The sequence below is a fragment of the Streptomyces sp. NPDC096013 genome, assembly GCF_044763565.1.
In the GTDB taxonomy this organism is placed as follows: Bacteria; Actinomycetota; Actinomycetes; order Streptomycetales; family Streptomycetaceae; genus Streptomyces.
The window spans coordinates 264,449-289,323 of the sequence record NZ_JBIWGK010000005.1; the positions used below are offsets into that span (position 1 = coordinate 264,449).

At 71.3% G+C, this 24,875-nt stretch carries 22 protein-coding genes; 8 read left to right on the forward strand and 14 right to left on the reverse strand.

What is annotated here, in order from left to right; genetic code table 11:
- Window positions 1–1,038: 1,038 nt before the first annotated feature.
- Complete coding sequence (locus tag ACIRB1_RS19315; RefSeq protein ID WP_352180320.1) at window positions 1,039–2,241, forward strand: amino acid deaminase/aldolase; 1,203 nt, start codon at window positions 1,039–1,041, stop codon at window positions 2,239–2,241.
- A 31-nt stretch (window positions 2,242–2,272) separates the two neighbouring features.
- On the opposite strand, the gene ACIRB1_RS19320 is transcribed toward ACIRB1_RS19315, so the two are convergent.
- From ACIRB1_RS19320 to ACIRB1_RS19335, 4 genes are read right to left on the reverse strand one after another with little or no spacing between them, the layout of a single operon-like run.
- Window positions 2,273–3,505, reverse strand: coding sequence for a haloacid dehalogenase-like hydrolase (locus ACIRB1_RS19320; protein WP_403466342.1), 1,233 nt, complete (start codon window positions 3,503–3,505; stop codon window positions 2,273–2,275).
- 26 nt (window positions 3,506–3,531) lie between these two features.
- Entirely contained in the window at window positions 3,532–4,317 is a 786-nt protein-coding gene (locus tag ACIRB1_RS19325) for a 3-oxoacyl-ACP reductase (protein WP_266767065.1), read from the reverse strand.
- Window positions 4,314–5,693, reverse strand: coding sequence for an aldehyde dehydrogenase family protein (locus tag ACIRB1_RS19330; protein ID WP_403466343.1), 1,380 nt, complete (start codon window positions 5,691–5,693; stop codon window positions 4,314–4,316). Before ACIRB1_RS19330 ends, ACIRB1_RS19325 begins: the two co-directional genes overlap by 4 nt.
- Window positions 5,694–5,733: 40 nt before the next feature.
- Entirely contained in the window at window positions 5,734–7,098 is a 1,365-nt protein-coding gene (locus tag ACIRB1_RS19335) for a glutamine synthetase family protein (RefSeq protein ID WP_352180317.1), read from the reverse strand.
- An 85-nt stretch (window positions 7,099–7,183) separates the two neighbouring features.
- Between ACIRB1_RS19335 and ACIRB1_RS19340 the strand changes: the two genes are divergently transcribed.
- A complete protein-coding gene (locus ACIRB1_RS19340) occupies window positions 7,184–7,918 on the forward strand; it encodes an FCD domain-containing protein (protein WP_352180316.1) in 735 nt (244 codons plus the stop codon).
- Between the two features lie 71 nt (window positions 7,919–7,989).
- The gene (locus ACIRB1_RS19345; protein ID WP_352180315.1) at window positions 7,990–8,781 is read left to right on the forward strand and encodes a gamma-glutamyl-gamma-aminobutyrate hydrolase family protein; all 792 of its coding nucleotides are present in this window, start codon (window positions 7,990–7,992) and stop codon (window positions 8,779–8,781) included.
- Here the strand turns inward: ACIRB1_RS19345 and ACIRB1_RS19350 are convergent.
- Window positions 8,690–9,613 carry a LysR family transcriptional regulator gene (locus ACIRB1_RS19350; RefSeq protein WP_403466344.1) on the reverse strand — a complete coding sequence of 308 codons (924 nt, stop codon included), beginning with the start codon at window positions 9,611–9,613 and terminating at the stop codon, window positions 8,690–8,692. The genes ACIRB1_RS19345 and ACIRB1_RS19350 overlap by 92 nt on opposite strands.
- A 70-nt stretch (window positions 9,614–9,683) precedes the next feature.
- Here ACIRB1_RS19350 and ACIRB1_RS19355 point away from each other — a divergent pair, with 70 nt between their 5' ends.
- Complete coding sequence (locus ACIRB1_RS19355) at window positions 9,684–10,793, forward strand: TDT family transporter (protein WP_403466345.1); 1,110 nt, start codon at window positions 9,684–9,686, stop codon at window positions 10,791–10,793.
- Here ACIRB1_RS19355 and ACIRB1_RS19360 read toward each other — a convergent pair.
- From ACIRB1_RS19360 to ACIRB1_RS19375, 4 genes are all read right to left on the reverse strand, one after another.
- Window positions 10,720–11,439: a helical backbone metal receptor gene (locus tag ACIRB1_RS19360; protein ID WP_403466346.1), complete on the reverse strand. Its 720-nt coding sequence runs from the start codon at window positions 11,437–11,439 to the stop codon at window positions 10,720–10,722. The genes ACIRB1_RS19355 and ACIRB1_RS19360 overlap by 74 nt on opposite strands.
- Window positions 11,439–12,002, reverse strand: coding sequence for an XRE family transcriptional regulator (locus ACIRB1_RS19365; RefSeq protein ID WP_352180311.1), 564 nt, complete (start codon window positions 12,000–12,002; stop codon window positions 11,439–11,441). Before ACIRB1_RS19365 ends, ACIRB1_RS19360 begins: the two co-directional genes overlap by 1 nt.
- Window positions 12,003–12,413: 411 nt before the next feature.
- Window positions 12,414–14,225, reverse strand: coding sequence for an ABC transporter permease/substrate binding protein (locus ACIRB1_RS19370; protein ID WP_403466347.1), 1,812 nt, complete (start codon window positions 14,223–14,225; stop codon window positions 12,414–12,416).
- The gene (locus tag ACIRB1_RS19375) at window positions 14,218–15,267 is read right to left on the reverse strand and encodes a glycine betaine/L-proline ABC transporter ATP-binding protein (RefSeq protein ID WP_352180309.1); all 1,050 of its coding nucleotides are present in this window, start codon (window positions 15,265–15,267) and stop codon (window positions 14,218–14,220) included. Before ACIRB1_RS19375 ends, ACIRB1_RS19370 begins: the two co-directional genes overlap by 8 nt.
- A gap of 234 nt (window positions 15,268–15,501) precedes the next feature.
- Between ACIRB1_RS19375 and ACIRB1_RS19380 the strand changes: the two genes are divergently transcribed.
- From ACIRB1_RS19380 to ACIRB1_RS19395, 4 genes are all read left to right on the forward strand, one after another.
- Window positions 15,502–16,431 carry a 5'-3' exonuclease H3TH domain-containing protein gene (locus ACIRB1_RS19380; protein WP_403466499.1) on the forward strand — a complete coding sequence of 310 codons (930 nt, stop codon included), beginning with the start codon at window positions 15,502–15,504 and terminating at the stop codon, window positions 16,429–16,431.
- Window positions 16,432–16,520: 89 nt separating this feature from the next.
- Complete coding sequence (locus ACIRB1_RS19385; RefSeq protein ID WP_403466348.1) at window positions 16,521–17,366, forward strand: siderophore-interacting protein; 846 nt, start codon at window positions 16,521–16,523, stop codon at window positions 17,364–17,366.
- A gap of 246 nt (window positions 17,367–17,612) precedes the next feature.
- Entirely contained in the window at window positions 17,613–19,163 is a 1,551-nt protein-coding gene (locus ACIRB1_RS19390) for an amino acid permease (protein WP_403466349.1), read from the forward strand.
- 24 nt (window positions 19,164–19,187) lie between these two features.
- Window positions 19,188–20,183 (forward strand): pseudouridine synthase, encoded by a 996-nt coding sequence (locus ACIRB1_RS19395; protein ID WP_403466350.1) that lies wholly within the window; start codon window positions 19,188–19,190, stop codon window positions 20,181–20,183.
- Here the strand turns inward: ACIRB1_RS19395 and ACIRB1_RS19400 are convergent.
- The 5 genes from ACIRB1_RS19400 to ACIRB1_RS19420 are packed head-to-tail and all read right to left on the reverse strand — an operon-like array spanning window position 20,177 to window position 24,711.
- The gene (locus ACIRB1_RS19400) at window positions 20,177–21,664 is read right to left on the reverse strand and encodes a cytochrome P450 (RefSeq protein WP_403466500.1); all 1,488 of its coding nucleotides are present in this window, start codon (window positions 21,662–21,664) and stop codon (window positions 20,177–20,179) included. The genes ACIRB1_RS19395 and ACIRB1_RS19400 overlap by 7 nt on opposite strands.
- Before the next feature lie 60 nt (window positions 21,665–21,724).
- Window positions 21,725–22,339, reverse strand: a complete 615-nt coding sequence (locus ACIRB1_RS19405) for a GTP-binding protein (RefSeq protein ID WP_403466351.1) — start codon at window positions 22,337–22,339, stop codon at window positions 21,725–21,727.
- A complete protein-coding gene (locus tag ACIRB1_RS19410; RefSeq protein ID WP_352180304.1) occupies window positions 22,320–22,724 on the reverse strand; it encodes a DUF742 domain-containing protein in 405 nt (134 codons plus the stop codon). The genes ACIRB1_RS19405 and ACIRB1_RS19410 overlap by 20 nt, the downstream gene beginning before the upstream one ends.
- Window positions 22,721–23,128, reverse strand: coding sequence for a roadblock/LC7 domain-containing protein (locus ACIRB1_RS19415; RefSeq protein WP_019066134.1), 408 nt, complete (start codon window positions 23,126–23,128; stop codon window positions 22,721–22,723). The genes ACIRB1_RS19410 and ACIRB1_RS19415 overlap by 4 nt, the downstream gene beginning before the upstream one ends.
- The gene (locus ACIRB1_RS19420) at window positions 23,125–24,711 is read right to left on the reverse strand and encodes a sensor histidine kinase (protein ID WP_403466352.1); all 1,587 of its coding nucleotides are present in this window, start codon (window positions 24,709–24,711) and stop codon (window positions 23,125–23,127) included. The genes ACIRB1_RS19415 and ACIRB1_RS19420 overlap by 4 nt, the downstream gene beginning before the upstream one ends.
- Window positions 24,712–24,875: the final 164 nt, after the last annotated feature.

Here is a 24,875-nt window from a genome sequence, read left to right on the forward strand (position 1 = left end):
TGGGCACCCCCCGTACGCCGCCGCTCCGACGCCGCACCGTTCGTCGATGTGCTGGGCATCCCCGGCGCGCTCCACGCGTCCCACGCGCTCGAAGTACCCGAACGACCCGAAGTACCTGTCGTAGCAGCCCTGTTCGAGCCACCCGACCGATTCCCCGTGCCCTGCGCAGCGGGCGTCCCCGACTCACCCGAGCCCGGAGTACCGCCCGCCGCCGGCCCCCAGGCTGAACCCGATACCGGACCAGGAACAGCCCCCGAAGCGGAACCCGAGGCCGCAGCCGAAGCCGGACCGGAGACTGCCCCCGGGACGTCTCTCGAACCCGTCCTCGAAAAGAAGCCCGGGGCCGGCCCGGAAGCCGGACCCGTACCGGCTCTCAGGTCCGCCCCGGAAACGGAACCCGAAGTCCCCTCGGGCTCAGCGCCCGAACTCTGCGAAGCCCCCGCGGTCCAGGAAGCCCCCGAGACCCCCGCCGTCGCCGCGAAACCGGAACCCGGCCGGTCCGAGCCCTCGCCCGTCGCCATCGCCCCATCGGACCCGGGCCGCCCCGCCGCATCAGTCACGTTCGCCGAATCCATCTCGCCCGCCGAGTCCACCGAGTTCACCGAGGCCGCCGGGTCCAGGGAGTTCACCGGGTCCGGGGAGACCGTCGGATGCAGCGGATCAACCGGCCCCCGCCAAGCCATGCCCCCCGGCGATTCAGGTGCACGTCGCGCTCCCGTGCTCATGCACCCCCCGTTCCCTCATACCCGGGCCACCGTTCGTCCGTATGCGGGCCGCCGTACTCCTGCCCCTGCTTGTATACGGACGGGTGTCCTCCCCGCTCTCACCGGCACGCCCACGAAAATCGTCCCCGGCAACGCATACCCGCCTCGGCGGACCGCCATCCCGGGCGCGGTCGAACGACCGGCGGCGTTCCTCCGTGCGTGCGCGTCACTCTACGGGTTGCCCCCGCTCGGACGGGAACCAGTCCACGCGCCCGGGGCATCTGCCCGGAACGTCCCCCTACCCTGCGGTAATCCTGTCTGGCAGGCTGCGTCCATGACTGCGCGCGCCGCCGACCGGGCCCGTTACGACCGGGCCACTGCCCACCTCGACGCCCCCGTCGCGATCGTCGACCTGGACGCCTTCGATGCCAACGCGGACGATCTCGTCCGCCGGGCCGGCGGCAAGCCGGTCCGCGTCGCGAGCAAGTCCGTCCGCTGTCGAACGCTCCTGGAACGCGTCCTCGCCAGGGACGGCTTCGCGGGCCTGATGTCCTTCACGCTCGCCGAGTCGCTGTGGCTCGCCCGCTCCGGTTTCGACGACGTCCTCCTCGCCTACCCCTCCGCCGACCGCGCCGCCTTCGGCGAACTGGCCAACGACCCCAAGCTCGCCGCCGCCGTCACCGTGATGATCGACGACCCGGCGCAGCTCAAGCTCATCGACGACGCCCGCGACGGCGGACGTGAAGTCGTACGTGTCTGCCTGGAGTTGGACACCGCGCTGCGGATGCTCGGCGGCCGTATCCGCGTCGGCGCGCTCCGCTCCCCGCTGCGCTCCCCCGCCCAACTCGCCGACATCGCCCGCACGGTGAACCGCCGCCCCGGCTTCAAGGTCGTCGGGATCATGGCCTACGAGGGGCACATCGCCGGGGTCGGCGACTCCGTCGCGGGGCGGCCCTTCCGCTCCCGCGCCATCCGGCTGATGCAGGCCACCGCGAAGCGCGAACTCGCCGAGCGCCGGGCCGAAGTGGTGCGCGCCGTCAGGGCGGTCGTGCCCGACCTGGAGTTCGTCAACGGCGGCGGCACCGGCAGTGTCCAGCACACCGCCGCCGAGGACGCCGTCACCGAGATCGCGGCCGGTTCCGGGCTGTACGTGCCGCGCCTGTTCGACAACTACACGTCGTTCACCGGCCGTCCGGCCGCCCTCTTCGCCATGCCCGTCGTACGACGCCCCGGTGTCGGCGTCGTCACCGTCCTCGGCGGGGGCTACCCCGCCTCCGGCGCCCCCGGCCCCGACCGCCTCCCGGTGCCCTACCTCCCGGAGGGCCTGCGCTACGACCCCCAGGAGGGGCCCGGCGAGGTCCAGACGCCGCTGCTCGGGTCGCCCGCCGACGATCTGCTCATCGGCGACAAGGTGTGGTTCCGGCACGCCAAGGCCGGTGAACTGTGCGAGCGGTTCGACACGTTGCACCTGATCGAGGGCGACACGGTGACGTCGGCCGTCCCGACCTACCGGGGCGAGGGCCACACCTTCCTGTAGCGGCCGGGAGGCCGACCGGTGCCGCCAACTGTCAGTAGACCCTGTCCAGTTGGTCCGGCACCGGTGAACCGTCCCTCCGCAGAAGGGGTTTCGCCGTCCCGTCCGGGGCGGTGTACGCCGTCGTCGAGCACGGGTAGGGGTCCCGTCTGCGCGGGAGCGGGTCGATGAACATCGGGGTGACCACCCAGCGGCCGTCGGCGTCGTCGTACGCCCGGCACATCAGCTCGCTCCTGTTCCGGTTGACGACGAGATGCGCGCCGGTCGCGTCCCCGACGAACGTCACGTCGGTGTCGGCGTCGCCGCCCGCGATCACCGGTCGGTGCCGCCAACTCGCCCGCTGCCAGGCCGTGTTGCCCTGGATGCCGTAGATCTCCTGGTTGATCCAGCAGCGTTTGCCGTCGATGTACGGGATCGCCTCGCCGCGGGTGGGCGGGGTGTCGCCGCAGCCCGTGTTCCACGGGGTGATGCGGCCTCGGGTGTCGAGGAGGGAGCGGATCGCGATGGTGTGGTGTGCGTCGATGCCGAGGCCCTTCGACCAGACCTCCGTGATGGGTTCGGCGCCGGCCGAGACGATGTAGACGTCGAATCCGGCGCGTCGGAGGGTGTGGATCAGGTCGCGTTGCTGGTCGTAGTAGCGGACGTAGGCCGGGACCTGGTGGGTGCCGAGGAGCTGGGTCGCGCCCACCGGGGCCGCCAGTGCCTCGCCGCGGGCCGCTCCGGCGTAGGACGCGAGCTCTGCCGGGGTGCGGCCGGTGAAGAGCTGGGGGACCCAGGCGTACTGCGGGACCGTGCGGCGGTGGTTCCAGGTGCCGGCGAAGGCGGGGGCGCCGCTGGTCGTGGTGCCGGTCTCGCGGATTCCGGCGATCTCGTCCGTGCAGCGCGGGTGGGTGGCGGTGGGGAGGGGCGTGCCGGGCGGTACAGCGGTGCCGCACGCCTCGGTCAGCGCCCGGTCCGCCGCGGGCGTCAGCCACTCGCTGGTGTCGGTCCAGTGGGCGGGGCGGAGCAGTTTGTCGTGTCTCAGGGCCCAGGCGAGGGTGGCGTCGGTGACGTCGTTCTTGGTGACCGTGTTGTCCCAGTCGAAGACGGCGACCGGGTGGCCGCCCCTCGCCGTACAGATCACCCGCTGGAGGCGGACGCGGTCGTCGCCGTACCAACTCGTCGTCAGCTGTGGGCAGTCCGGGTGGATCGTGGTCGGGGCGGGGGCGGTCGGCGCGGTCGCCAGGGCGGCGACCGCTGCCAGGGTCCACACGAGAAGGTGTCGCATACGACGTGGACCGTACCGGTTTGTCCCTACAGAGGCGTGACGTACGCGCCCGAGATGCCGCCGTCCACCAGGAAGTCGGCGGCGTTGACGAAGGACGAGTCGTCGCTGGCCAGGAAGGCGACGGCGGCGGCGATCTCGGTCGCCTCGGCGAAGCGGCCGACCGGGATGTGCACCAGGCGGCGCGCGGCCCGCTCGGGGTCCTTCGCGAACAGCTCCTGAAGGAGAGGGGTGTTGACGGGGCCCGGGCACAGCGCGTTGACGCGGATGCCCTCGCGGGCGAACTGCACGCCCAGTTCACGGGACATGGCGAGGACACCGCCCTTGGACGCCGTGTACGAGATCTGGGAGGTCGCCGCGCCCATCCGGGCCACGAAGGACGCGGTGTTGATGATGGAGCCCCTGCCCTGGCGGCGCATGTACGGGATGGCGGCCTTGCAGCACAGGTACACGGAGGTGAGGTTGACGTCCTGGACGCGCTTCCAGGCCTCCAGGCCGGTGTCGAGGATGGAGTCGTCGTCGGGCGGTGAGATGCCCGCGTTGTTGAAGGCGATGTCGACGCTGCCGTAGGTGTCGTAGGCCGCCTTGAAGAGCGCCTCGACCTGCTCGGGGTCGGTGACGTCGACCTTCACGAACAGCCCGCCGACCTCGTCGGCCGCCGCCTTGCCGTGGGTCTCGTCGATGTCGCCGCAGACGACGTGGGCGCCCTCGGAGGCGAGCCGGCGCGCGGTGGCGAGACCGATGCCGCTGCCGGCGCCGGTGATGACGGCCGTCCGGCCGACGAGCCGGCGGCAGATGTTCTCCTGAGCAGTCACTGTGCGGGGCCCTCCGTGCTGATGAAGACGTTCTTGGTTTCGGTGAAGGCGGTGAGCGCGTCCGGGCCCAGTTCGCGGCCGATGCCGGACTGCTTGAAGCCGCCGAACGGGGTCCAGTACCGGACGCTGGAATGGGAGTTGACGGACAGGTTGCCCGCCCGGACCGCCTGCGAGACGCGCAGCGCGCGGCCGACGTCCCGGGTCCAGATGGAGCCGGAGAGGCCGTAGTCGGTGGCGTTGGCGAGCGCGACCGCCTCCGCCTCGTCCTCGAAGGGGAGGACCACGGCGACGGGGCCGAAGACCTCCTCGACAGCCACGCGTGCGTGCGGGTCGACGCCCGTGAGGACGGTCGGCGGGAACCAGAAGCCGGGGCCCTCGGGCGCCTTGCCCCGGATGCCGCCCAGGTCGTCCGTGACGTACGAACGGACGCGCTCCAGCTGGGACTTGGAGATCAGCGGGCCCATGTCGGTGGTCTCGTCGGCCGGGTCGCCGACCGTGACCGCCTCGATCGCGGGGGCGAGCAGCTCCAGGAAGCGGTCGTACGCGGTGCGTTGGACGAGGATGCGGGTGCGGGCGCAGCAGTCCTGGCCGGAGTTGTCGAGGAACGACATGGGGGCGGCTGCCGCGGCGGCCTCGATGTCGGCGTCGGCGAAGACGATGTTGGGGCTCTTGCCGCCGAGTTCGAGGGTGACGCGCTTGAGGAGCGCCGAGCCCTTCGCCAGCACCTGCTTGCCCACGGTCGTCGACCCGGTGAACACGATCTTCGCGACGCCGGGGTGTTCGACGAGCGCGCTGCCCGTGACCGGGCCATGGCCGGGGAGGACCTGGAAGAGATCCTCGGGAAGGCCCGCCTCCAGGGCGAGTTCGGCCAGCCGGAGCGCGGTCAGCGGGGTCGTCTCGGCCGGTTTGAGGATGACCGCGTTGCCGGCCGCGAGGGCGGGGGCGGTGCCCCAGGCGGCGATCGGCATCGGGAAGTTCCAGGGCGCGATCACGCCCACCACGCCCAGCGGTTCGAGGATCGTGAGGTCGAGGCCGCCCGCGACCGGGATCTGACGACCCGTCAGCCGCTCTACTCCCCCGGCCGCGTAGTCGAGGAGATCTCGGACGTTGCCGGCCTCCCAGCGGGCGTTGCCGACCGTATGACCGGCCTCGCGCACCTCCAACTGGGCCAGTTCTTCCAGGTGTTCGTCGACGGCGGTCGCGAAGCGGCGCAGCAGCCGGGCCCGGTCGGCGGGCGGCAGCGCGGCCCACTTCGCCTGGGCCCGCGCGGCGCGGACGACGGCGGTGTCCACGTCGGCCGCGGTGGCGGCGGGGACGGTGGCGACGACCTCCTCGGTGGCGGGGTTGAGTACGTGCAGCGGGTGCTCGGCAGGCAAGGGTGTCCTCACAGACGGTCGTCGGCGGGCGGAGCGGTCGTCACAGACGTTCGAAGGAGCGGCGCAGCTCCCAGTCGGTGACGGCTGCGTCGAAGGCCTCCAGTTCGACGCGGGCCATGTTGCGGTAGTGCGCGACGACCTCGTCGCCGAAGGCGGCCTTGGCGATCGGGCTGTTCTCCCACAGCTCGGCGGCCTCGCGGAGGTTGGTGGGGACGTGCGCGTACTCGGCGCTGTAGGCGTTGCCCGCGCAGCCCTCCGGCAGCTCCAGCTTCCGCTCGATGCCGTAGAGCCCGGCCGCGACCAGGCCCGCCACCGCCAGGTGGGGGTTCACGTCCCCGCCGGGCAGCCGGTTCTCGAAACGCATCGAGCGGCCGTGGCCGACGACGCGGAGGGCACAGGTGCGGTTGTCGTAGCCCCAGGCGACGGCGGTGGGCGCGAACGAGCCCGGCTGGAACCGCTTGTAGGAGTTGATGTTCGGGGCGTAGAGCAGCGAGAAGTCGCGGAGCGCGGCGAGTTGTCCGGCGAGGAAGTACCGCATGACCTCCGACATGCCGCCCTCGCCGTCCCCGGCCATGGCGTTGCCGCCGTCGGCGTCGGCGAGCGAGAGGTGGATGTGGCAGGAGTTGCCCTCGCGTTCGTTGTACTTCGCCATGAAGGTCAGCGAGACGCCCTCCTGGGAGGCGATCTCCTTGGCGCCGGTCTTGTAGACGGCGTGCTGGTCGCAGGTGACGAGGGCGTCGTCGTAGCGGAAGGCGATCTCGTGCTGGCCGGGGTTGCACTCGCCCTTGGCGGACTCGACGGTGAGTCCGGCGACGGCCATTTCGTTGCGGATCCGGCGCAGCAGCGGCTCGATGCGGCCGGTGCCCAGGACGGAGTAGTCGATGTTGTACTGGTTGGCCGGAGTGAGCCCGCGGTAGTTGGCGTCCCAGGCCTGTTCGTACGTGTCCTTGAACACGATGAACTCCAGCTCCGTACCGACCTGCGCGGTGAAACCGTGCTCGGCGAGGCGCTCCAGCTGGCGGCGCAGGATCTGGCGGGGTGCGGCGACCACCGGCGACCCGTCGTTCCAGGCGAGGTCGGCGATCAGCAGGGCGGTGCCGGCGTTCCAGGGCACACGGCGGAGGGTGGACAGGTCCGGGTGCATGGCGAAGTCGCCGTAACCACGTTCCCAGGAGGACATGGCGTAGCCGTCGACCGTGTTCATCTCGGTGTCGACGGCGAGGAGGTAGTTGCAGCCCTCGGTGCCGTGCGCGAGGACGTCGTCGAGAAAGAAGCGGGCGGCGAACCGCTTGCCCTGCAACCGCCCTTGCATGTCGGGGAAGGCGAGGACGACAGTGTCGATCTCACCACTGCTGACGAGGCGTCGCAGGTCCTCGACGCTCAGTGGGGGTGTGCGGTCTGCCACGGGAAAGCCTCCTTCGGCTTCTACGGTCAGCCGGAAGCCATAAGGTATTGCGGAGAACCATTGCTTGGGAAGGGGGTGCCGCCCTATGTCGCTGGAAGCGGAGGACGGCCTTGAGGACCGGTTGACCCCGGTACTGCGGCCGGTGCGGGCGGGCAACGGATTCGAGGAGGCGCTGGAACAGATCCTCCAGGTGGTGCGGCTCGGGCTGGTGCCGGGGGGCGAGCGGCTGCCGGCCGAGCGGGAACTGGCCGAGCGGCTCGGGATCAGTCGGGTGACGCTGCGCGAGGTTCTGAAGGTACTTCAGGACCAGGGGCTCGTGGAGTCGCGGCGCGGACGCTACGGCGGAACGTTCGTGCTGCCGAAGTCGGACGCGGGCGGCGAGGACGAACTGCGGCGGCGGATCAGCGCCGTCGACATCGAGGACGTGCTGCGCTTCCGCGAGGTGCTGGAGGTCGGCGCGACCGGCCTGTGCGCGACCCACGGCCTGGACGGCGACCAGGCGGGACGGCTGCGCGACGCCCTGGCCCGCACGCACGACGCCCCGCTCGCCGACTACCGCCGCCTGGACACCCTGCTGCACCTGACCCTGGCCGAGCTGTGCGGTTCGCCGACCCTGACCGCGCAGTACGCGGCGGTCCGGGCCACGGTGAACGACCTCCTCGACTGCATCCCCCTCCTCGTGCGCAACCTGGAGCACTCGCAGCGCCAGCACATCGCGCTGGTCGAGGCGGTCCTCGACGGGGACGCGGACGGGGCGCGGGAGATGATGCGGGAGCACTGCGCGGGGACGGCGGCGCTGCTGCGGGGGTTCCTCGCATGACCCCCTGACCAGCGGGGTAGTTCAATGGTTTCCACGGAGTCCATTCAATTCGCGTCACGTCGGAGGGGTGCATGGCGGGCAGACCGCTGATCGGCATCAGCACGTATCTGGAGGCCGGGGCACGATGGGGCACCTGGGAGCTGGAGGCGGCCCTGCTGCCGGCCGGCTACCCGCGTCTCGTCCAGCGCGCGGGCGGCCTCGCCGTGATGCTGCCCCCCGACTCCCCCGAACAGGCCGCCGCGACCGTCGCCCGCCTCGACGGCCTGGTGATCGCCGGCGGCCCGGACGTCGAACCGATCCGCTACGGCGCGGAGCGCGACCCCCGCACCGGCCCGCCCGCCGCCGCCCGTGACGCCTGGGAACTCGCCCTGATCGAGGCCGCGTTGACGGCGGGGGTGCCGCTGCTGGGCATCTGCCGGGGGATGCAGCTGCTGAACGTCGCCGTGGGCGGCACCCTCGTCCAGCACATCGACGGCCACGCGGAGACCCCGGGCGTCTTCGGCCACCACCCGGTCAAGCCGGTCCCGGGCACCCTGTACGCGGCGGCGGTGCCGGAGGAGACCTCGGTCCCGACGTTCCACCACCAGTGCGTGGACCGCCTGGGCGCGGGCCTGACGGTGTCGGCCTTGGCCGGGGACGGCACCCCGGAGGCCGTCGAACTCCCCTCCGCCGACTGGGTGCTGGGGGTGCAGTGGCATCCCGAGATGGGGACGGACCTGCGGGTGATGCGGGCGCTCGTGGAAGCGGCCGCGCAAGCCCGTCGGACAGGTCCTAGCCCCGCGTCAGCGACAGCAGTTCCCGCGCCGGGCCCGTCGGCCGATGCCCCGTGGGCCACACCGCTCTCAAGTCCCGGGCGAGAGTGACCCCTTCGACCGGGATGCGCACCAGCCTCCGCATCGACAGCTCCTCCCCCACGGCCAGTTCACTCAGCACCGCCGGCCCCGCCCCGCTCACCGCCGACGCCTTGACCGCCGTGGTGGACGACAGCTCGATGAGCGGACGGGCCAGACCGCCCAGGGCCGCGTCCAGCACCTGCCGTGTCCCCGATCCCTTCTCCCGCAGGATCAACGGCGTCGATGCCAACTCCTCGGCCGGTACCGGGCGTTGACGCCGGGCCCACGGATGGGTCGGGGCCGTCACGACGATCAGCCGGTCATGGGCGATCACCGTGGAGTCCAGTCCCGGGGGCACGGACAGCCCCTCCACGAAGCCGAGGTCCGCCTCGTCCGACAAAAGCCGTTCCGCGACCGTCGTCGAGTTCCCGGCCAGCAACGAGACCGCGGTGTCCGGGCGTTGGGTGTGCAGGGCGAGGAGCCAGCCGGGGAGCAGGTACTCGGCGATGGTCATGCTGGCGGCGACCCGGAGCCGGGAGTCGCGGCGGTGCCGTAGCGCCTGGGCGCCCGCGTCGAAGGCGGCGGCGGCCTCCACGACCCGGCGGGCCCAGTCCGTGACCAGGGCACCGGCGTCCGTCAGTCGGGAGCCGCGCGGTGAACGGTCGACCAGGGCGACGCCCAGCTGCCGTTCCATGGAGCGGATGCGGCTGCTGGCGGCCGGCTGGGTGATCCCCAGTTCGCGGGCCGCGCCGCCGAGGCTCCCGAGCCGGGCCACCGCGAGCAACAGCTCCAGCGCCCCCAGATCCGGCACCCGGTGCGCTATGGACCCCTCCCGCTGCTCATCCGCCTCACTGCTGCTCATAAATCCAGTTTATGTCCCCATAGACAGATACTCCCTGGTCGCACCTCCCCATCGGCGAGACGGTGGACGCATGGTCACCGCCGTACGTCATCTCGGACCCAACTGGTACGCCTCCGTCATGGGCACCGCCATCGTCGCCACGGCCGGTGCCGGGCTCCCCGGACACCTCCCGGGACTGCGCACGGCCTGCACCGCCGTCTGGGCCCTCTCCCTCGCAATGCTGGCGGCCCTGCTCGCCGCCCGGACCCTGCACTGGACCCGCCACCGCGACCAGGCCCGCGCCCACCTCCTCGACCCGACGATGGCCCCCTTCTACGGCTGCCTCGCGATGGCCCTGCTGGCGGTGGGCGGCGGCACCCTGGTCGTCGGCCAGGACTGGATCGGGGTCGGGGCGGCGGTCGCGCTCGACGCCGTGCTCTTCGGCGCCGGGACGCTCATCGGGCTCACGGCGGCCGTCGCCGTCCCGTACCTGATGGCCGCCCGGCATCACGTGCACCCGGCGCAGGCGACCCCGGTGTGGCTGCTGCCCGTCGTCGCGCCCATGGTGTCCGCGGCCCTCGGCCCGCTGCTGGTGCCGCACCTCCCGGCCGGGCAGACACGGGAGACCCTGCTGCTGGCGTGCTTCGCGATGTTCGGGCTGAGCCTGCTGGCGACCCTGCTGATGCTGCCGCTGGTCTTCGCCCGGCTCGTCACCGGCGGCCCGCTGCCCCTCGCGCTCACCCCGACGCTGTTCCTGGTCCTGGGCCCGCTGGGCCAATCCACCACCGCCGTGGGCAAGTTCGCGGACTTCGCCCCCGGTGTCGTACCACCCGCCGTCGCCCAGGGCTTCAGCCTCCTCGCCGTCCTCTACGGCGTCCCCGTCATGGGCTTCGCCCTGCTCTGGCTCGGCCTCGCCACCGCCCACGTCGTCCGCGCCCGCCGCCACGGCATGCGCTTCACGATGACCTGGTGGGCGTTCACCTTCCCGGTCGGCACCTGCGTCACCGGCGCCGAGTCCCTGGCCCGCCACACCGGCCTGGCCGTCTACGACGGGCTCGCACTGGTCCTCTACGGCGTCCTGGTCGCCGCCTGGGCCACCGCCGCCGTACAGACGGCCCGGGGCCTGCTCAGCGGCGCGCTGCTCGCAGGGCCGCGCCCAGCACCCGTGGCGCTTCGCCCAGCGACGGCCCGTACCACGTGAGGTGCCTGCCGCTGACGAGCGCGCAGGGCAGGCCGGTGAAGGCCTCCGGCCCGTCGTCCGCCGTGAAGCGGTAGGGCTCGTCCGGGAGGACCACCACGTCCGGTGCCGTGGAGCGCAGTTCGTCGAGCGTGGCGCGCGGATAGCGCTCGGCGTGGGTCGCGTACGCGTGGTCCACGCCCAGCCGGGAGAGCACGTCGCCCGCGAAGGTGTCCCGGCCCAGGACCATCCAGGGACGGCGCCAGACCGGGACGACGGCGGTGGTACGGCGTTCCGGCTCCGGCAGGTGGACCCACGCCTGCTCCGCCCGGTCCAGCCAGCGCGGGCGGGACGGCGCTCCGCAGGCGTCGAGGACCCGGGCGAGTTCCGCGAAGGCCTGCGGGACGTCCCGCACCTCGGTGACGAGGACCTCAACTCCCGCCTCGCGCAGGGCGGTCAGGTCCGGTGCGCGGTTCTCCTCCTCGTTGGCGATCACCACATCGGGTGCCAGCGCGAGGATCGGGTCGAGTTTCGGGTTCTTGGTGCCGCCGACGCGGGTGACGTCGAGGTCCGGCGGATGGCTGCACCAGTCCGTCGCGCCGACCACGACTCCCGGCAGGGACACGGCGATCGCCTCGGTGAGCGACGGGACGAGGGAGACGACGCGCATCAGCGCTGGCGGTCCTGGACCGCCTCGATGTGTTCGGCCACCGCGACGACGACCACCCGGGTGTCCGGCACGGTCGCGCGCCAGCGGTGGCGGACGCCTCCGGTGAGGTACATGGTGTCGCCGCGTACGAGGCGGTACGCGCGGCCCTCCGCCTCGATCTCGACGGCGCCGTCCGCGACGTACATCAACTCGTCGTTGCGGTGCTGGAATTCACGCCCCGCGTCATGGTCGCCGGTGAACTCCGAGGCGTGCAGCTGGTGGTGACCCCGTACCAGGGAACGCATCCGGGGTTCGGCCGGCTCCGGCTCCTCCGCGCGGACGACGTCGACACTGCACGCGGGGTCGGCGGCGGCGAGGAGTTCGACGGCGGTGGTGCGCAGGGCGTCGGCCACCTTCTCCAGGGAGCTGCGGCTCGGGCGGGCCCGTTCGTTCTCCACCTGGCTCAGAAAAGGCACCGAGAGACCGCTGCGTTCGGCCACGGCGGCGAGGGTCAGGGACAGCGCGCGGCGGCGCCGCCGTACGGCCGCGCCTACCCGAAGGGGCTGTTCTTTGTGGTCGCCCATCGCTCCGGCTCCCTCCTTGGCTCGTCGCTCCGATGCGGTTTCTGAAGCGTGCTCCGATGAGTTCTCTGCACCCTACGCATGTTCGGCAAACCGTTTCATGCGCCTGTCACATCCGTGTCACACAGCGTGCGATCGGACCTCACAGTTCTGGCCAGTGCGCGGGGGTCCGGTGACCCCCGATCCGCGCGGGAGTTCGTCTCTAGTGTTCAATGCGCGCGCCGCCGCCGGTGTTCCCGCCCCCACTCAGGGCCTGAACGAGGGGGCTTCGTAGCGCTGTGTGGTTGGCCGGATCCTTTTCGTACCGGGACGGCACGAAAAGGTGGGCCCCGCCGCACGAAGGGGGGAACGTGCGGTGGGGCCCACCTCTGGACGGCGGCCGGTGCCGTCAGGTCACCCGGCCGCCTGGCTCTGTCAGCTCTTCTGGTTCTCCGCGACCGGGGCCAACCGGTCGACGAGACCCGGCTGCCCCTTCAGCCAGGTGCGGACGGCGTCCTGCTCCCCGCCCTTGCCGGACTTCTGGATCTGCGCCTCCAGCCCGGTGAGCTGGGCCTCGGACATCCTGAAGTCCTTCAGCCACGTGCCGACGTCGGGGTTGTCGTCGGCGAAGCCCTTGCGCGTCAGCGTGTGCACGCCGTCGCCCTTGCCCCAGGCGCCCTTCGGGTCCTTGAGCTTCTTCAGCTTGAAGTCGCTGTACGCCCAGTGCGGCGACCAGAGCGTGACGAGGATCGGCTGCTGCTTGGCGTACGCCCGCTTCAGTTCGGCCAGCATCGCCGGGGTGGAGCCGTCGACGACGTCGTAGGAGCCCTGGAGGCCGTACTCCTTGAGGACCTTGTCCTTCAGGAGGCCCATCATTCCGGCGCTCGGTTCGATGCCGGTGATCTTGCCGCCGAACTCGGAGGCGTGGGTCTTGAGGTCCGCGAGGGTGTTGACGTCCTTCACGTACGACGGGACGGTCAGCTCCAGGGACGTCGAGCCGTACCAGCTGCCGAGGTCGTCGAGCTGCTTGCCGTACTTCTTCCAGTACTCGGCGTGCGTGGTGGGCAGCCAGGAGTCGGTCTGGAAGTCGACCTGGCCGGTGGCGAGGCCGGTGTAGAGCGGGCCCGCCGCGTACTGGGTGGTGGTCACCTTGTAGCCGCGCTCCTCCAGGATCTCCTTCCAGAGGAAGGTGGAGGCGATGCCCTCGTCCCAGGGGATGTAGCCGATGGTGATGTTCTTGCCCTTGCCGATGTCGTCGGCGGCGGTCGCCGTCGAGTCGGAGGACGAGCCGAAGACGCCGATGCCGCTCGCCACCAGGGCGAGGACCACCACGCCGATCACGGCGAACGCGGGGCGCGGGCGGTAGTTCCAGAGCTTGGCGCCGTCGGACGCGCGGGCCTTGGCGGCGGCCCTGCGGCCGAGCGGGGAGATCTGGGTGCCGAGCGCGCTGGTCATGCGGTCGAGGTAGATGGCGAGGACGACGATGCCGACGCCCGCCTCGAAGCCGAAGCCGATGTCGAGCTGGCCGATGGCCTCGTTCACGGCGCCACCGAGGCCGCCGGTGCCGACCATGCCGGCGATGACGACCATCGACAGGCCCAGCATGATGACCTGGTTGATGCCCGCCATGATCGTCGGGAGCGCCAGCGGCAGCTGGACCCGGAGCAGGGTGTCGCGCGGTGAGGTGCCGAACGCCTCGGCCGCCTCGACGAGTTCGGCGTCGACCTGGCGGATGCCCAGCTCGGTCATGCGGACGCCGGGGGCGAGCGCGAAGATCAGCGTGGCGATCACGCCGGCGGAGGTGCCGAGGCCGAAGAAGAGGATCGCCGGGATCAGCAGGACCATCGACGGCATCGTCTGGAGCAGGTCGAGAGCGGGCCGTACGATCGCGCTGACCGTCTTGGAGCGGGCCGCCCAGATGCCCAGCGGGATCGAGATCACCAGCGCGATGACGGTCGCGACGAGCACCAGGGCCAGGGTCGACATGGCCCGGTCCCAGAGGTCGAGCGAGTCGATGAGCAGGAACCCGGCGAAGGCCAGGACACCCGCGACCAGTCCGCGCAGCCACCAGGCGATCACGGCCAGGATGCCCGCGAGGAGAAGGGGCTGGGGGGCGGTGAGGACCGCGTTGATGCCGTCGTACATGCCCTCGACGACCGTCTTGATCGCGTCGAAGAGCCAGGACATGTGGGCGAGGAGCCAGTCGACACCGGAGTCGACCCAGTCGCCGAGCGGGAGCCTAGGCACCGGCGGTCACCTCTTCCGCGACGTCCCCGCCGAGGAACGCGACGAGACGTTCCTGCGGTACGACTCCCACGACCTCGTCCGCCGCGTCGACCACCGCGACCGGGTGGGTGAGGCGGGCGCTGATGGCGCACAGGTCGGTGAAGGGGGTGTCCGGGGTGGCGGTCGCGCAGTCGCAGTCGGCCTCGTGGCCGTCGACACCGGTGTCCATGACGGAGTTCGCGGTCAGCACCCGGGAGCGGTCGACGTCCTGGATGAAGGAGGCGACGTAGTCGTTGGCGGGGCGCAGCAGGATGTCCTCGGCGGTGCCGGTCTGGACGATGCGGCCGTCGCGCATGACGGCGATGCGGTCGCCCAGGCGCATGGCCTCGTTGAGGTCGTGGGTGATGAAGACGATGGTCTTCTTCAACGACTTCTGGAGTTCGAGGAGTTGGTCCTGCATGTCACGGCGGATCAGCGGGTCGAGCGCGCTGAACGACTCGTCCATGAGGAGCAGATCGGCGTCGGTGGCGAGCGCGCGGGCCAGGCCGACGCGCTGCTGCATGCCGCCGGACAGCTCGTCGGGCCACGAGTCCTCCCAGCCGGCCAGGCCGCACAGGGCGAGCGCCTCGCCGGCGCGGCGCTCGCGCTCGGCGCGGGGCACGCCCTGCACTTCGAGACCGTAGGCGGCGTTCTCGCGGACGCTGCGGTGCGGGAAGAGCGCGAAGTGCTGGAAGACCATGCTGATCTTGCGGGCGCGGACCTCGCGGAGTTCGCGGTCGCTGAGCGCGGTGAGGTCCTGGCCGTCGAAGAGGACGCGGCCCGCGGTGGGCTCCAGGAGTCCGTTGAGCATGCGCAGGAGGGTGGACTTGCCGGAGCCGGACAGGCCCATGACGACGAAGATCTCCCCTGGCGCGACGGAGAAGGAGGCGTCGATCACGGCGGCGGTGGTGCCGTCGGCGCGCAGCTCCTCCCGGTCGGCTCCTTCACGGAGCCGTTCGACTGCCTGGTCGGGTCGTCTGCCGAACACCTTGTGCAGGTGTTCGGCTTCTAGCCTGGCTGACACGCGTACCTCTCGGTCGGGGGCAGGACGTGGAGGCGACGAGGAGGGGCCCGCGGGCTCCTCGACAGTTGAACGTGCAACCGGCATCGCTCCGACGCCGCGCCTTCCCAGGCTTTCCAGGGGCAAACACAGGAGTGGCCCAGGTCACGGACAGCCGGTGACCGCCCCTCCGGGTGACGCGGCGCTGGTCCCTCCGGGTGACGGCGAGGGGTGGCCGTCGCGCCGTCGTGCGGCATGATGCGTGGCGTGACCGGACGACTGATGCTCCTCGACACCGCCTCGCTCTACTTCCGCGCCTACTTCGGCGTCCCGGAGTCCGTGAAGGCCCCGGACGGCACGCCGGTGAACGCCGTGCGCGGGCTGCTGGAGTTCATCGACCGCCTGGTCAAGGACCACCGCCCCGACCAGCTGGTCGCCTGCATGGACGCGGACTGGCGCCCTCAGTGGCGGGTCGACCTCATCCCCACTTACAAGGCGCACCGCGTCGCCGAGGTCCGCGAGAGCGGCCCGGACGCGGAGGAGGTGCCGGACACGCTCTCCCCGCAGGTGCCGATCATCGAGGCCGTCCTCGACGCGGTCGGCATCGCGCGCGTGGGCGTCGAGCCGTACGAGGCCGACGACGTGATCGGCACGTTCACGGCGCACGCGAAGGGCCCGGTCGACATCGTCACCGGCGACCGCGACCTGTACCAGCTCGTCGACGACGCCCGCGGCATCCGCGTCCTGTATCCCCTCAAGGGCGTCGGCTCGCTCCAGCTCACCGACGAGGCGCTGCTGCGCGAGAAGTACGGTGTCGACGGCCGCGGGTACGCGGATCTGGCACTGCTGCGCGGCGACCCGAGCGACGGTCTGCCGGGCGTGCCCGGGATCGGCGAGAAGACGGCGGCGAAGCTGCTCGCCGAGTTCGGTGACGTGCCGGGGATCATGGCCGCGATCGACGACCCCAAGTCCAGACTCACGCCCTCGCAGCGCAAGCGGCTCGACGAGTCGCGGCCGTATGTCGCGGTCGCGCCCAAGGTCGTCAAGGTCGCCGACGACGTACCGCTGCCGGACGTCGACCCGGCGCTGCCGCACGCGCCGCGCGATCCGGAGCTGGTGGGCGCCCTGGCGGAGCGCTGGGGGCTGGGCGGATCATTGCAGCGGCTGCTCACCACGCTGGGCGCGTAAGCATTGTTATTGCCCTTTCTTTCTTGCCTTTCACAGAGAACGTAGTGCTAACTTAGGTAAGCCTAAGCATGTAGATCTGGGAGGCCGTCATGGCAGAACGTCCGGCACGGAAGCCGCGTAAGCCCCACTCCGCGCAGGTCGTCCGCACCGAACGGCTGACTCCCCACATGCAGCGCGTGGTGCTCGGTGGCGAAGGTCTGGCCGACTTCGCGGCGGACACCTGCACCGACCATTACGTGAAACTGCTGTTCCCGGCCGGGGGCGCGGTCTACCCCGAGCCCTTCGACGTGGAGCGCATCCGCGCCGAGTTCCCGCGCGAGCAGTGGCCGGTGACCCGCACCTACACCGTGCGTGCCTGGGACCCCGAGCACCGCGAGATGACCCTCGACTTCGTCATCCACGGCGACGAGGGCCTCGCCGGCCCCTGGGCGACCCGGGTCCAGCCGGGCGAGACGGTCCATTTCATGGGCCCCGGTGGCGCCTACGCCCCCGACGCGGACGCCGACTGGCATCTGCTCGCCGGTGACGAGAGCGCGCTGCCCGCGATCGCCCGCGCCCTGGAGTCGCTGCCCGAGGGCGCCACGGCCCACGCGTTCGTGGAGATCTCCGGCCCCGAGGAGGAGCAGAAGATCGACTCCGCCGTCGAGGTCGTCTGGCTGCACCGCGGCGACCGCCCCGTCGGCGAGGCGCTCACCGAGGCCGTCCGCGCGCTGGAGTTCCCCGAGGGCCGCATGCACGCCTTCGTGCACGGCGAGGCCGCCTTCGTGAAGGACCTGCGCGCCCTGCTGCGGGTCGAGCTGGCGATCCCGCGCGAGGATCTGTCCATCTCCGGGTACTGGCGCCTCGGCCACAACGAGGACGGCTGGCAGGCGTCGAAGCGGGAGTGGAACGCGAAGATCGAGGCGGAGCAGGAGGGTGCCTCGGCGGCTGCGTAGCGCCTGGGCGGATTCCGGGTTTCGGCGAAGGGGCGGTGCTTCAGGGCGCCGCCCCTTCGCCCTGGGCGGCGCCGGTCGCGCCGGGCGGTGTGCGGGGTGCAGTGTGCCGGCGTGAGGACTTAGGCCCGTCGCAGACATGGCGGCGTGACGCGGCGGAAACAGCGGCTCCCTAATTTCTGTCACCCGACAGGAATTCAGCTGTCGCCGTCAGGATTCCGCTCTCCTGCGCCGAAGGCAGGTGCCGCCGTGACCACAACCGCCCCCTCCGACCTACGCCCCGATCCGCCGCACTCCCCCACGTCCGGGGACGGCTCCCTCGCGGAGTTCGGCTACCGCCAGGAACTGCACCGCAGCCTCGGCCGGTACGCGTCCTTCGCCGCCGGGTTCTCCTTCATCTCCGTACTGACGACCGTCTTCCAGTTCTTCGCCTTCGGGTACGCGTTCGGCGGCCCCGTCTTCTTCTGGGCCTGGCCGGTGGTGCTGGCGGGACAGCTGCTGGTGGCGGCGTGCTTCGCGGAACTGGCCGCGCGGTACCCGATCTCGGGCGCGATCTACCAGTGGTCGTCGCGCCTCTCGAACGCGGCCTTCGGCTGGTTCGCGGGCTGGATCATGGTGATAGGCCAGATAGTGGTGGTGGCAGCGGCCGCTCTGGCCCTCCAGATGGTCCTGCCGGCGATCTGGTCGGGCTTCCAGCTGGTGGGCGGCGACCCGGCACCCACGTCACCGGACGGCGCGGCCAACGCGGCGGTCCTGGGCGTGATCCTGCTGGTCCTGACGACCCTGGTGAACATCCTCGACAACCGCGTGATGTCGGTGATCAACCGGGTCGGCGTGACGGCGGAGATCATCGGCGCGATCCTGATCGTCGTCCTCCTGCTGACCCACTCGAACCGCACACCGGGCATCACCTTCCACACGACCGGCAGCCTGGAGGGCGGACTCCTCGGCGCCCTGCTGGTCGGCTCGTTCACGGCGGCCTACGTGATGATCGGCTTCGACAGCGCGGGCGAGATGAGCGAGGAGACCCACAACCCCCGCCGCACCGCGCCCCGCACGATCCTCACCGCCCTCACCGCCGCGGGTCTGCTCGGCGGCCTGATCATCCTCGGCGGCCTCCTCGCCGCCCCGAGCCTGACCGACGGCCACCTGGGCGTGGACGGCCTCAGCTACGTCCTTACCAGCAGCCTCGGCGACGGCGTCGGCAAGGCCCTGCTGGCGGACGTGGTGGTCGCGATAGCGGTGGCGACGCTGGCCATCCAGACAGCGGCCTGCCGCATGCTCTTCTCGATGGCCCGGGACTCCCAACTCCCCTTCTCCGCCCGCCTGTCCAAGGTCAACCCCCGCACCGGCATGCCCACCGCCCCCGCCCTCGTCGTGGGCATCCTCGCCGCCGCCCTGCTCCTCCTCAACTTCGCCTCCCCGGACGCCTTCCTCGCCATCGGCACCACCTGCATCGTGATGCTCTACCTGGCCTACGCGATGGTGACGGGCCCCCTGCTGCTCCGCCGCGTGCGGGGCGAGTTCTCGGTGCAGGGCACGGACGAGACGGGCGCACGCCTGTTCTCGCTGGGCCGATGGGGAGTGCCGGTCAACGCCCTGGCTCTCCTCTACGGCCTCGTCATGACGGTCAACCTGGCGTGGCCGCGGGCCGCCGTGTACGACCCGGCGGGCGGGCACTGGTACTTCCAGTGGTTCACGGTGCTGTTCCTGGTGGTCACGCTGGCGGCCGGCTTCGGGTACCGGGTCTACCGCACCCGTACGGCGACGGCCGGGGCTCCCGAGGGAGTCCCCGCCTGACCCGACCGCCTACCCTTGATCGCAATGACCCGGAAACGCCGTATCCCGCCCTCCCCTCTCCCGCAACGCGCCGGAGTCGACCCGGTGCGGGTCCGCCTGCCCCCGGAGGATTCCTGGGCCACCGTCCGCGAGTACCTGGTGGACCGGCTCTCCGGGGCGGGTGACGGGGTCGTCGAGCGGATGATGGACGACGGGCTGTTCGTCGGGGTGGACGGGGAGAGCGTGGCCGGGCGGGCCTACGAACCCGGGATGTTCGTCTGGTTCCACCGCGAGTTGCCGGTGGAAGTGCCGGTGCCGTTCCCCGTGGACGTGGTGTACCGGGACGAGCACATCGTCGTCGCCGACAAGCCGCACTTCCTGGCGACCACCCCGCGCGGGAGTCATGTCGTCGAGACGGCGTTGGCGCGGCTGCGGCGGGAGCTGGAGATCCCGGAACTCGGGGCCGCGCACCGGCTCGACCGGCTCACCGCCGGGCTGGTGCTGTTCACCGTGCGGCCCGGTGAACGGGGCGCGTATCAGGCGCTGTTCAGGGAGAAGCGGGTGCGGAAGGAGTACGAGGCGGTCGCGTCGTACGATCCCGGACTCGCCCTTCCCACGACCGTGCGCAGCCGCATCCTCAAGGAGCGCGGGGTGATGGCCGCCCGGCAGGTCGACGGTGAGGTCAATGCCGTCAGCCGGATCGAGCTGGCGGAGGAGCGGGCGGACGGGCTGGCCCGGTACCGGCTGGTGCCGCGTACCGGGCAGACGCATCAACTGCGGGTCCACATGAGCGGGTTGGGCGTGCCCATCCTCGGCGATCCGCTCTACCCCGTGGTCAACGACCCCGTGCCGGACGGTGACTTCCGGCGCCCGCTCCAACTGGTGGCGCGGGCACTGGAGTTCACCGATCCGGTCACGGGGGCGGAGCACCGGTTCCGGAGCGGGCGGGTGCTGGAGGCGTGGTCCTCGTACCGGGAATGGGCCGGCTGCCGGTCCACGTCGACCGCGCCGGACCCACCGGTCCCAGGACCCGCTCAGTAGCCCCGCCACCACCTCAGGAACCGCTGCCACGCGCCCAGGCGGACCAGCGGCTCCGGCATCGCGGGCGCCTCCGGCGGAGACGGCACCTCGACGGGCCGCGGGACCGCCGCCGAGGCCGGCTGCGGGTCGGGCGACATGCCGACGTGCCAGGCGTGGCGCTGCTGCGGGACCGCCGCGTGGCCCGGCTTCTCCGAGACATCCTGCCGGGGCTTCGGGGCGAACTGCACCGGCAGCTCCACCAGATGACGGGAGGCGATGGACGCCGTCCAGCTCAACTCGTCCTCGTCGCAGTCGAGTTCGATGTCCGGCAGCCGCATCAGCAGCGCGTCCACCCCGGTGTCGGCGATGGCACGGCCGATGTCCTGGCCGGGGCACTCGTGCGGGCCGCCGCCGAAGGCCAGGTGGGAGCGGTTGCCCATCATGTTGGCCTTGAGGTCGGGACGCACCCGGGGGTCGACGTTGCCCGGCGCCGGAGCGAAGAGCAGTCCGTCGCCCTTGCGGATGCGCTGGCCGCCCAACTCCGTGTCCTGCTTGGCGAAGTAGGCGAAGACCGTGCTGAACGGCGGCTCGTCCCACAGGGACTGCTCGACCGCCTCCGGCACCGTCATCTGCCCGCCGTTGAGCTGGGCGCGGAAGCGCGGGTCGGTGATGACCATGCGCAGCGCGTTGGCGAGCAGGTTGGTGGTGGCCTCGTAGGCGGCGAAGAGGACGAGCCGCAGGTGCTCCCTGACCTCGTCGTCGGTGAGCCCGGCCGGGTGGGTGACCAGGTGGCTGGTGAAGTCGTCCCGGGGTTCGGCCCGGCGCAGCGCGGTGAGCCGGGTCAGGGCGTCCATGACGTACTGGTGGCTGGCGATGGCGGTCTCGGTGCCCTTGAGGGCGTCGCGGGCCGCCTCCACCATCTGCTCGTTGTACTCGTCGGGCATGCCGAGGATCTCGCACAGCACGGCCATCGGCAGGTGCTCGCAGAACTGGCCGACGAGTTCGGCGCGCCCCTCCTCGCAGAAGGAGTTGGCGAGGATCTGCGTGTAGCGGTTGATGTGCCGGCGGATGCCGCGCGGGTCGATCGTCGACATGGCGCCGGTGACCGCGCCGCGCAGCCGCAGGTGTTCGTCGCCCTCGGCGTGCGAGGCGATGGGCTGCCAGGCGATGTGCGGCATCAGCGGGTGGTCGGGCTTGACCATGCCCTCGCGCAGCGGCGTCCAGATCCGGCTGTCCCGGCTGAACTGCGAGGGCGTCCGCACCATGTGCAGGTTCTCGGTGTGGCCGAGGACGACCCAGATCGGCACGTCGTCGTGGAGCAGCACCGGTGCCACGGGCCCGTGTTCGAGGCGCAGTTTCTCGTAGAGGCCGCCCAGGTCCGCCGCCTCGGCGCCGTACAGCCGGTGCAGTCCGCCGGGCCCCTGGCCGTGTGCGGGGCAGCCGGGGGGCGGGCCGAGCCGGGGGTCGTCCGTATCGGTCAGTGCGTGGTGGTCAGGCGTCACGGTCATCGCTCCGGGAGCTGAAGTGGGTCCGGTGTCGGGGGAGTTGGGCGGCGGGTCAGGTCAACGGCCCGTCATCGCCAGGGAGTGCAGGAAGCGCATCAGGGTCATCAGGACGTCCCGGCTGGAGGCGCGGCGGCGCGCGTCGCACTCCACGATGGGGATGTCCGGCGACAGGTCGAGCGCCGTACGCAGGTCCTCCAGGGGGTAACGGGGGCCGTCCGGGAAGGAGTTGACGGCGATCACGAACGGCACCCCGCGTTCCTCGAGCCGTCCTATGACGTCGAAGCTGACTTCGAGGCGCCGGGTGTCGATCAGCACCACCGCGCCGAGCGCGCCCTCGAACAGCCCGTTCCACAGGAACCAGAAGCGTTCCTGGCCGGGGGTGCCGAAGAGGTACAGCACCAGTTGCTCGGTGATGCTGATGCGGCCGAAGTCCATCGCGACGGTGGTGGCCGTCTTGGTGTCCGAGCCGTAGTTGTCGTCGACGCCGACTCCGGCCTGCGTCATGGTCTCCTCGGTCGTCAGCGGTCTGATCTCGCTGACCGAACCGACCATGGTCGTCTTGCCGACCCCGAAGCCGCCGACGATCACGATCTTCACCGCGGCCTGGGCCGTCTGCGGGAGATGGTCCTCGGACCGTGGACCCGTGATGGTGTCAGAGCTTTTGAAGTCCATGCATCACCGCTTCGAGGAGGGAACGGTCGGGGAGCGCCTGGCGGACGATCGGGGCGCGCGCCTGCACCAGTTCGGCCGTCAGCAGCTCGGTGAGCAGGACGGTCACCACGCTGTACGGCAGGTTGAGGTAGGCCGACAGCTCGGCCACGGACAGGGGGGCGATGCAGAGCCGGAGCAGGGCCGCCTGTTCCGGGGTGGCCGACTGCGGCGCGTCGGAACGCGCCACGATCAGCGTGACCAGGTCGAGTTCGGCCCGGTCGCCGTCCTCGGCCGCGCCGGTGAGCACGTAGAGGCGTTCCGGGATCTTTCCTTCGCCCTGCTTCTTGGCGGGCTCGGGCGGCGGTCCTTCCTTCGGATGTCGCCGCCGGCGTTGCGGTGGAGTCATACGGTCTGCCCGTTGCGCCTCGGCGGGCTGGTGAGGTGGGCGCCGATTCTGACGACGAGGTCACGCATGCGGTTGCTCATCAGGCCGGGTTCGGCGACCACGTCGGACAGCACCGCGAGATAGGCGTTGGCGCCCGCGGCCATCAGGTAGAAGTAGCCGCCGTTGATCTCGATGATGACCATCTTCATCCGGCCGTCGCTGCCGGGGATCTCGGAGGCGACGGCACCCGCCAGGCTCTGTAGTCCGGCGCAGGCCGCGGCGACGCGGTCGGCGGCGTCCGGGTCGCCGCCGTAGCGGGCGATGCGCAGCCCGTCGGCGGAGAGGACCACGATCTGCTGGATGCCGGGCACGCCGTCGGCGAGATCCTTCAGCATCCAGTCGAAGTTGGCTCGCTGCTGGATCACTTGAGGTCCCCCTCGTCGTCGGCCTCGACTCGGGCCGGCTCGGTCTTCTGGGTGAAAGCGGTCGGGTCCGGGTCACCCTTGAGGCCTTCCATGAACGCCTCGACCCACAGGCCCGGTTCGGGTTCGTCCTTCTTCTCCGGCTCGGGCTCGGGCACGCCCCAGGCGGAGCGGGCCTCCCGTGCGGCGGCCTCGGCGCGCTCGGCGGCGGCCTGTTCGGCGTACCGCTGGGCGAGCGGGACCTTGACCCGGCTGCGGCGCTGCGGCAGACCGCCCGCCGTCCACTCGGTGACCTCGGGAACCTCGTCCTCCATGCTCACCGAGGCCGGGATGCGCGGGCTGGTGGGACGGCGCCGCTTGACCGTGCGCTTGGGGCCGTCGACCGCGCCGAGTTCGGCCTTGGGCATGGCGGTGGCGCCGATGCCGTGGGCGAGTCCGGGTGCGGTGCCGGGTGTGAGCATCTCGCTGGGCACGATGAGGACGGCGCGGACGCCGCCGTAGGCCGAGGCGCGCAGCGAGATCTGCATGTTGTACGTCGCGCAGAGCCGGCCGACGACCTGGAGGCCCAGGCGCGGGCTCTCGCCCAGGTCCTGGAGGTCGGTGCCGGCCTTGGCGCGCTCCAGCATGCCTTCGGCGCGGGCCCGTGACTCCTCGCTGAGGCTGACGCCGCCGTCCTCGATCTCGATGGCGACACCGGTCTGCACCTCCACGGCGGTGACGTGCACCTTGGTCTGCGGGGGCGAGTAGCGCGTGGCGTTGTCGAGGAGTTCGGCCGCCGCGTGGATGACCGGCTCGACGGAGATGCCGCGGATGTTGACCTTGGCGATGGAGTGCAGCTCGATGCGCCGGTACTCCAGGATGCGGGACATGGCGCCGCGCAACACGCTGTACAGCGGCACCGGTTCGGGCCACTGGCGGCCGGGGCGGCCACCGCCGAGCACCGAGATGGAGTCGGCGAGCCGACCGATCAGCGCGGTGCCGTGGTCGATGCGCAGGAGGTCGTCGAAGACCTCGGGGTTGCGGCCGTGGTCCTCCTCCATCTCCCGGAGTTCCTTGGCCTGTTGGTGGACGATGGCCTGGACGCGGCGGGCGATGCTGACGAAGGAGCGCTGCGCGGAGTCACGCATGTTCTCCTCGCGCTCCACGATCTTGAGCACGGTCATCAGCAAGTCGCGCTGCGGCTGGGGAAGTTGCCGCCAGTCGGGATCGGTGTCGACGACTTGGCGAATCACCTCTCCGGGGGATTCACCGCTGCTGAGCCGGTGGAGCGTGGCGGGGAGGATCTCCTTGCCGAGGCGCACCATCTCGTGCGTCTGGTCGGCGAGCCGCCGTTCCAGATACGCGGTGTGACGGGCGTGTTCGGCACGCAGGTCCCGCAGGTTGCGCCCGCGTCGTACCGCTTCGGCCGCCGTCACGATCACCAGGAGGGTGGCGACGGCGCCGACCCAGCCGACGGCGATCCGGGCCGGCCCCGCCACCAGGGCGACGGCGGCCCCGGTCGCCGCGGCCATCACTATGGCAGGCGGCAACAGCACGCGCGCGTAGGGAAGTTCACGGCCACCGGGAGGCGATTGAACACTCACCATGTATGCCCTCTAAGACAGGTCGGCTGGGGGATCGGGGGAACTCTGGGGGGAGCTTCCGTATCTTTTGCATGTTTGGGAACAAGCGCACGAATACATCCCAACTCGGTGCGCTGCGGGCGAGCTTAGTCCGACCGGATCATCGCTGTGTCATATTCAGCAAGCAC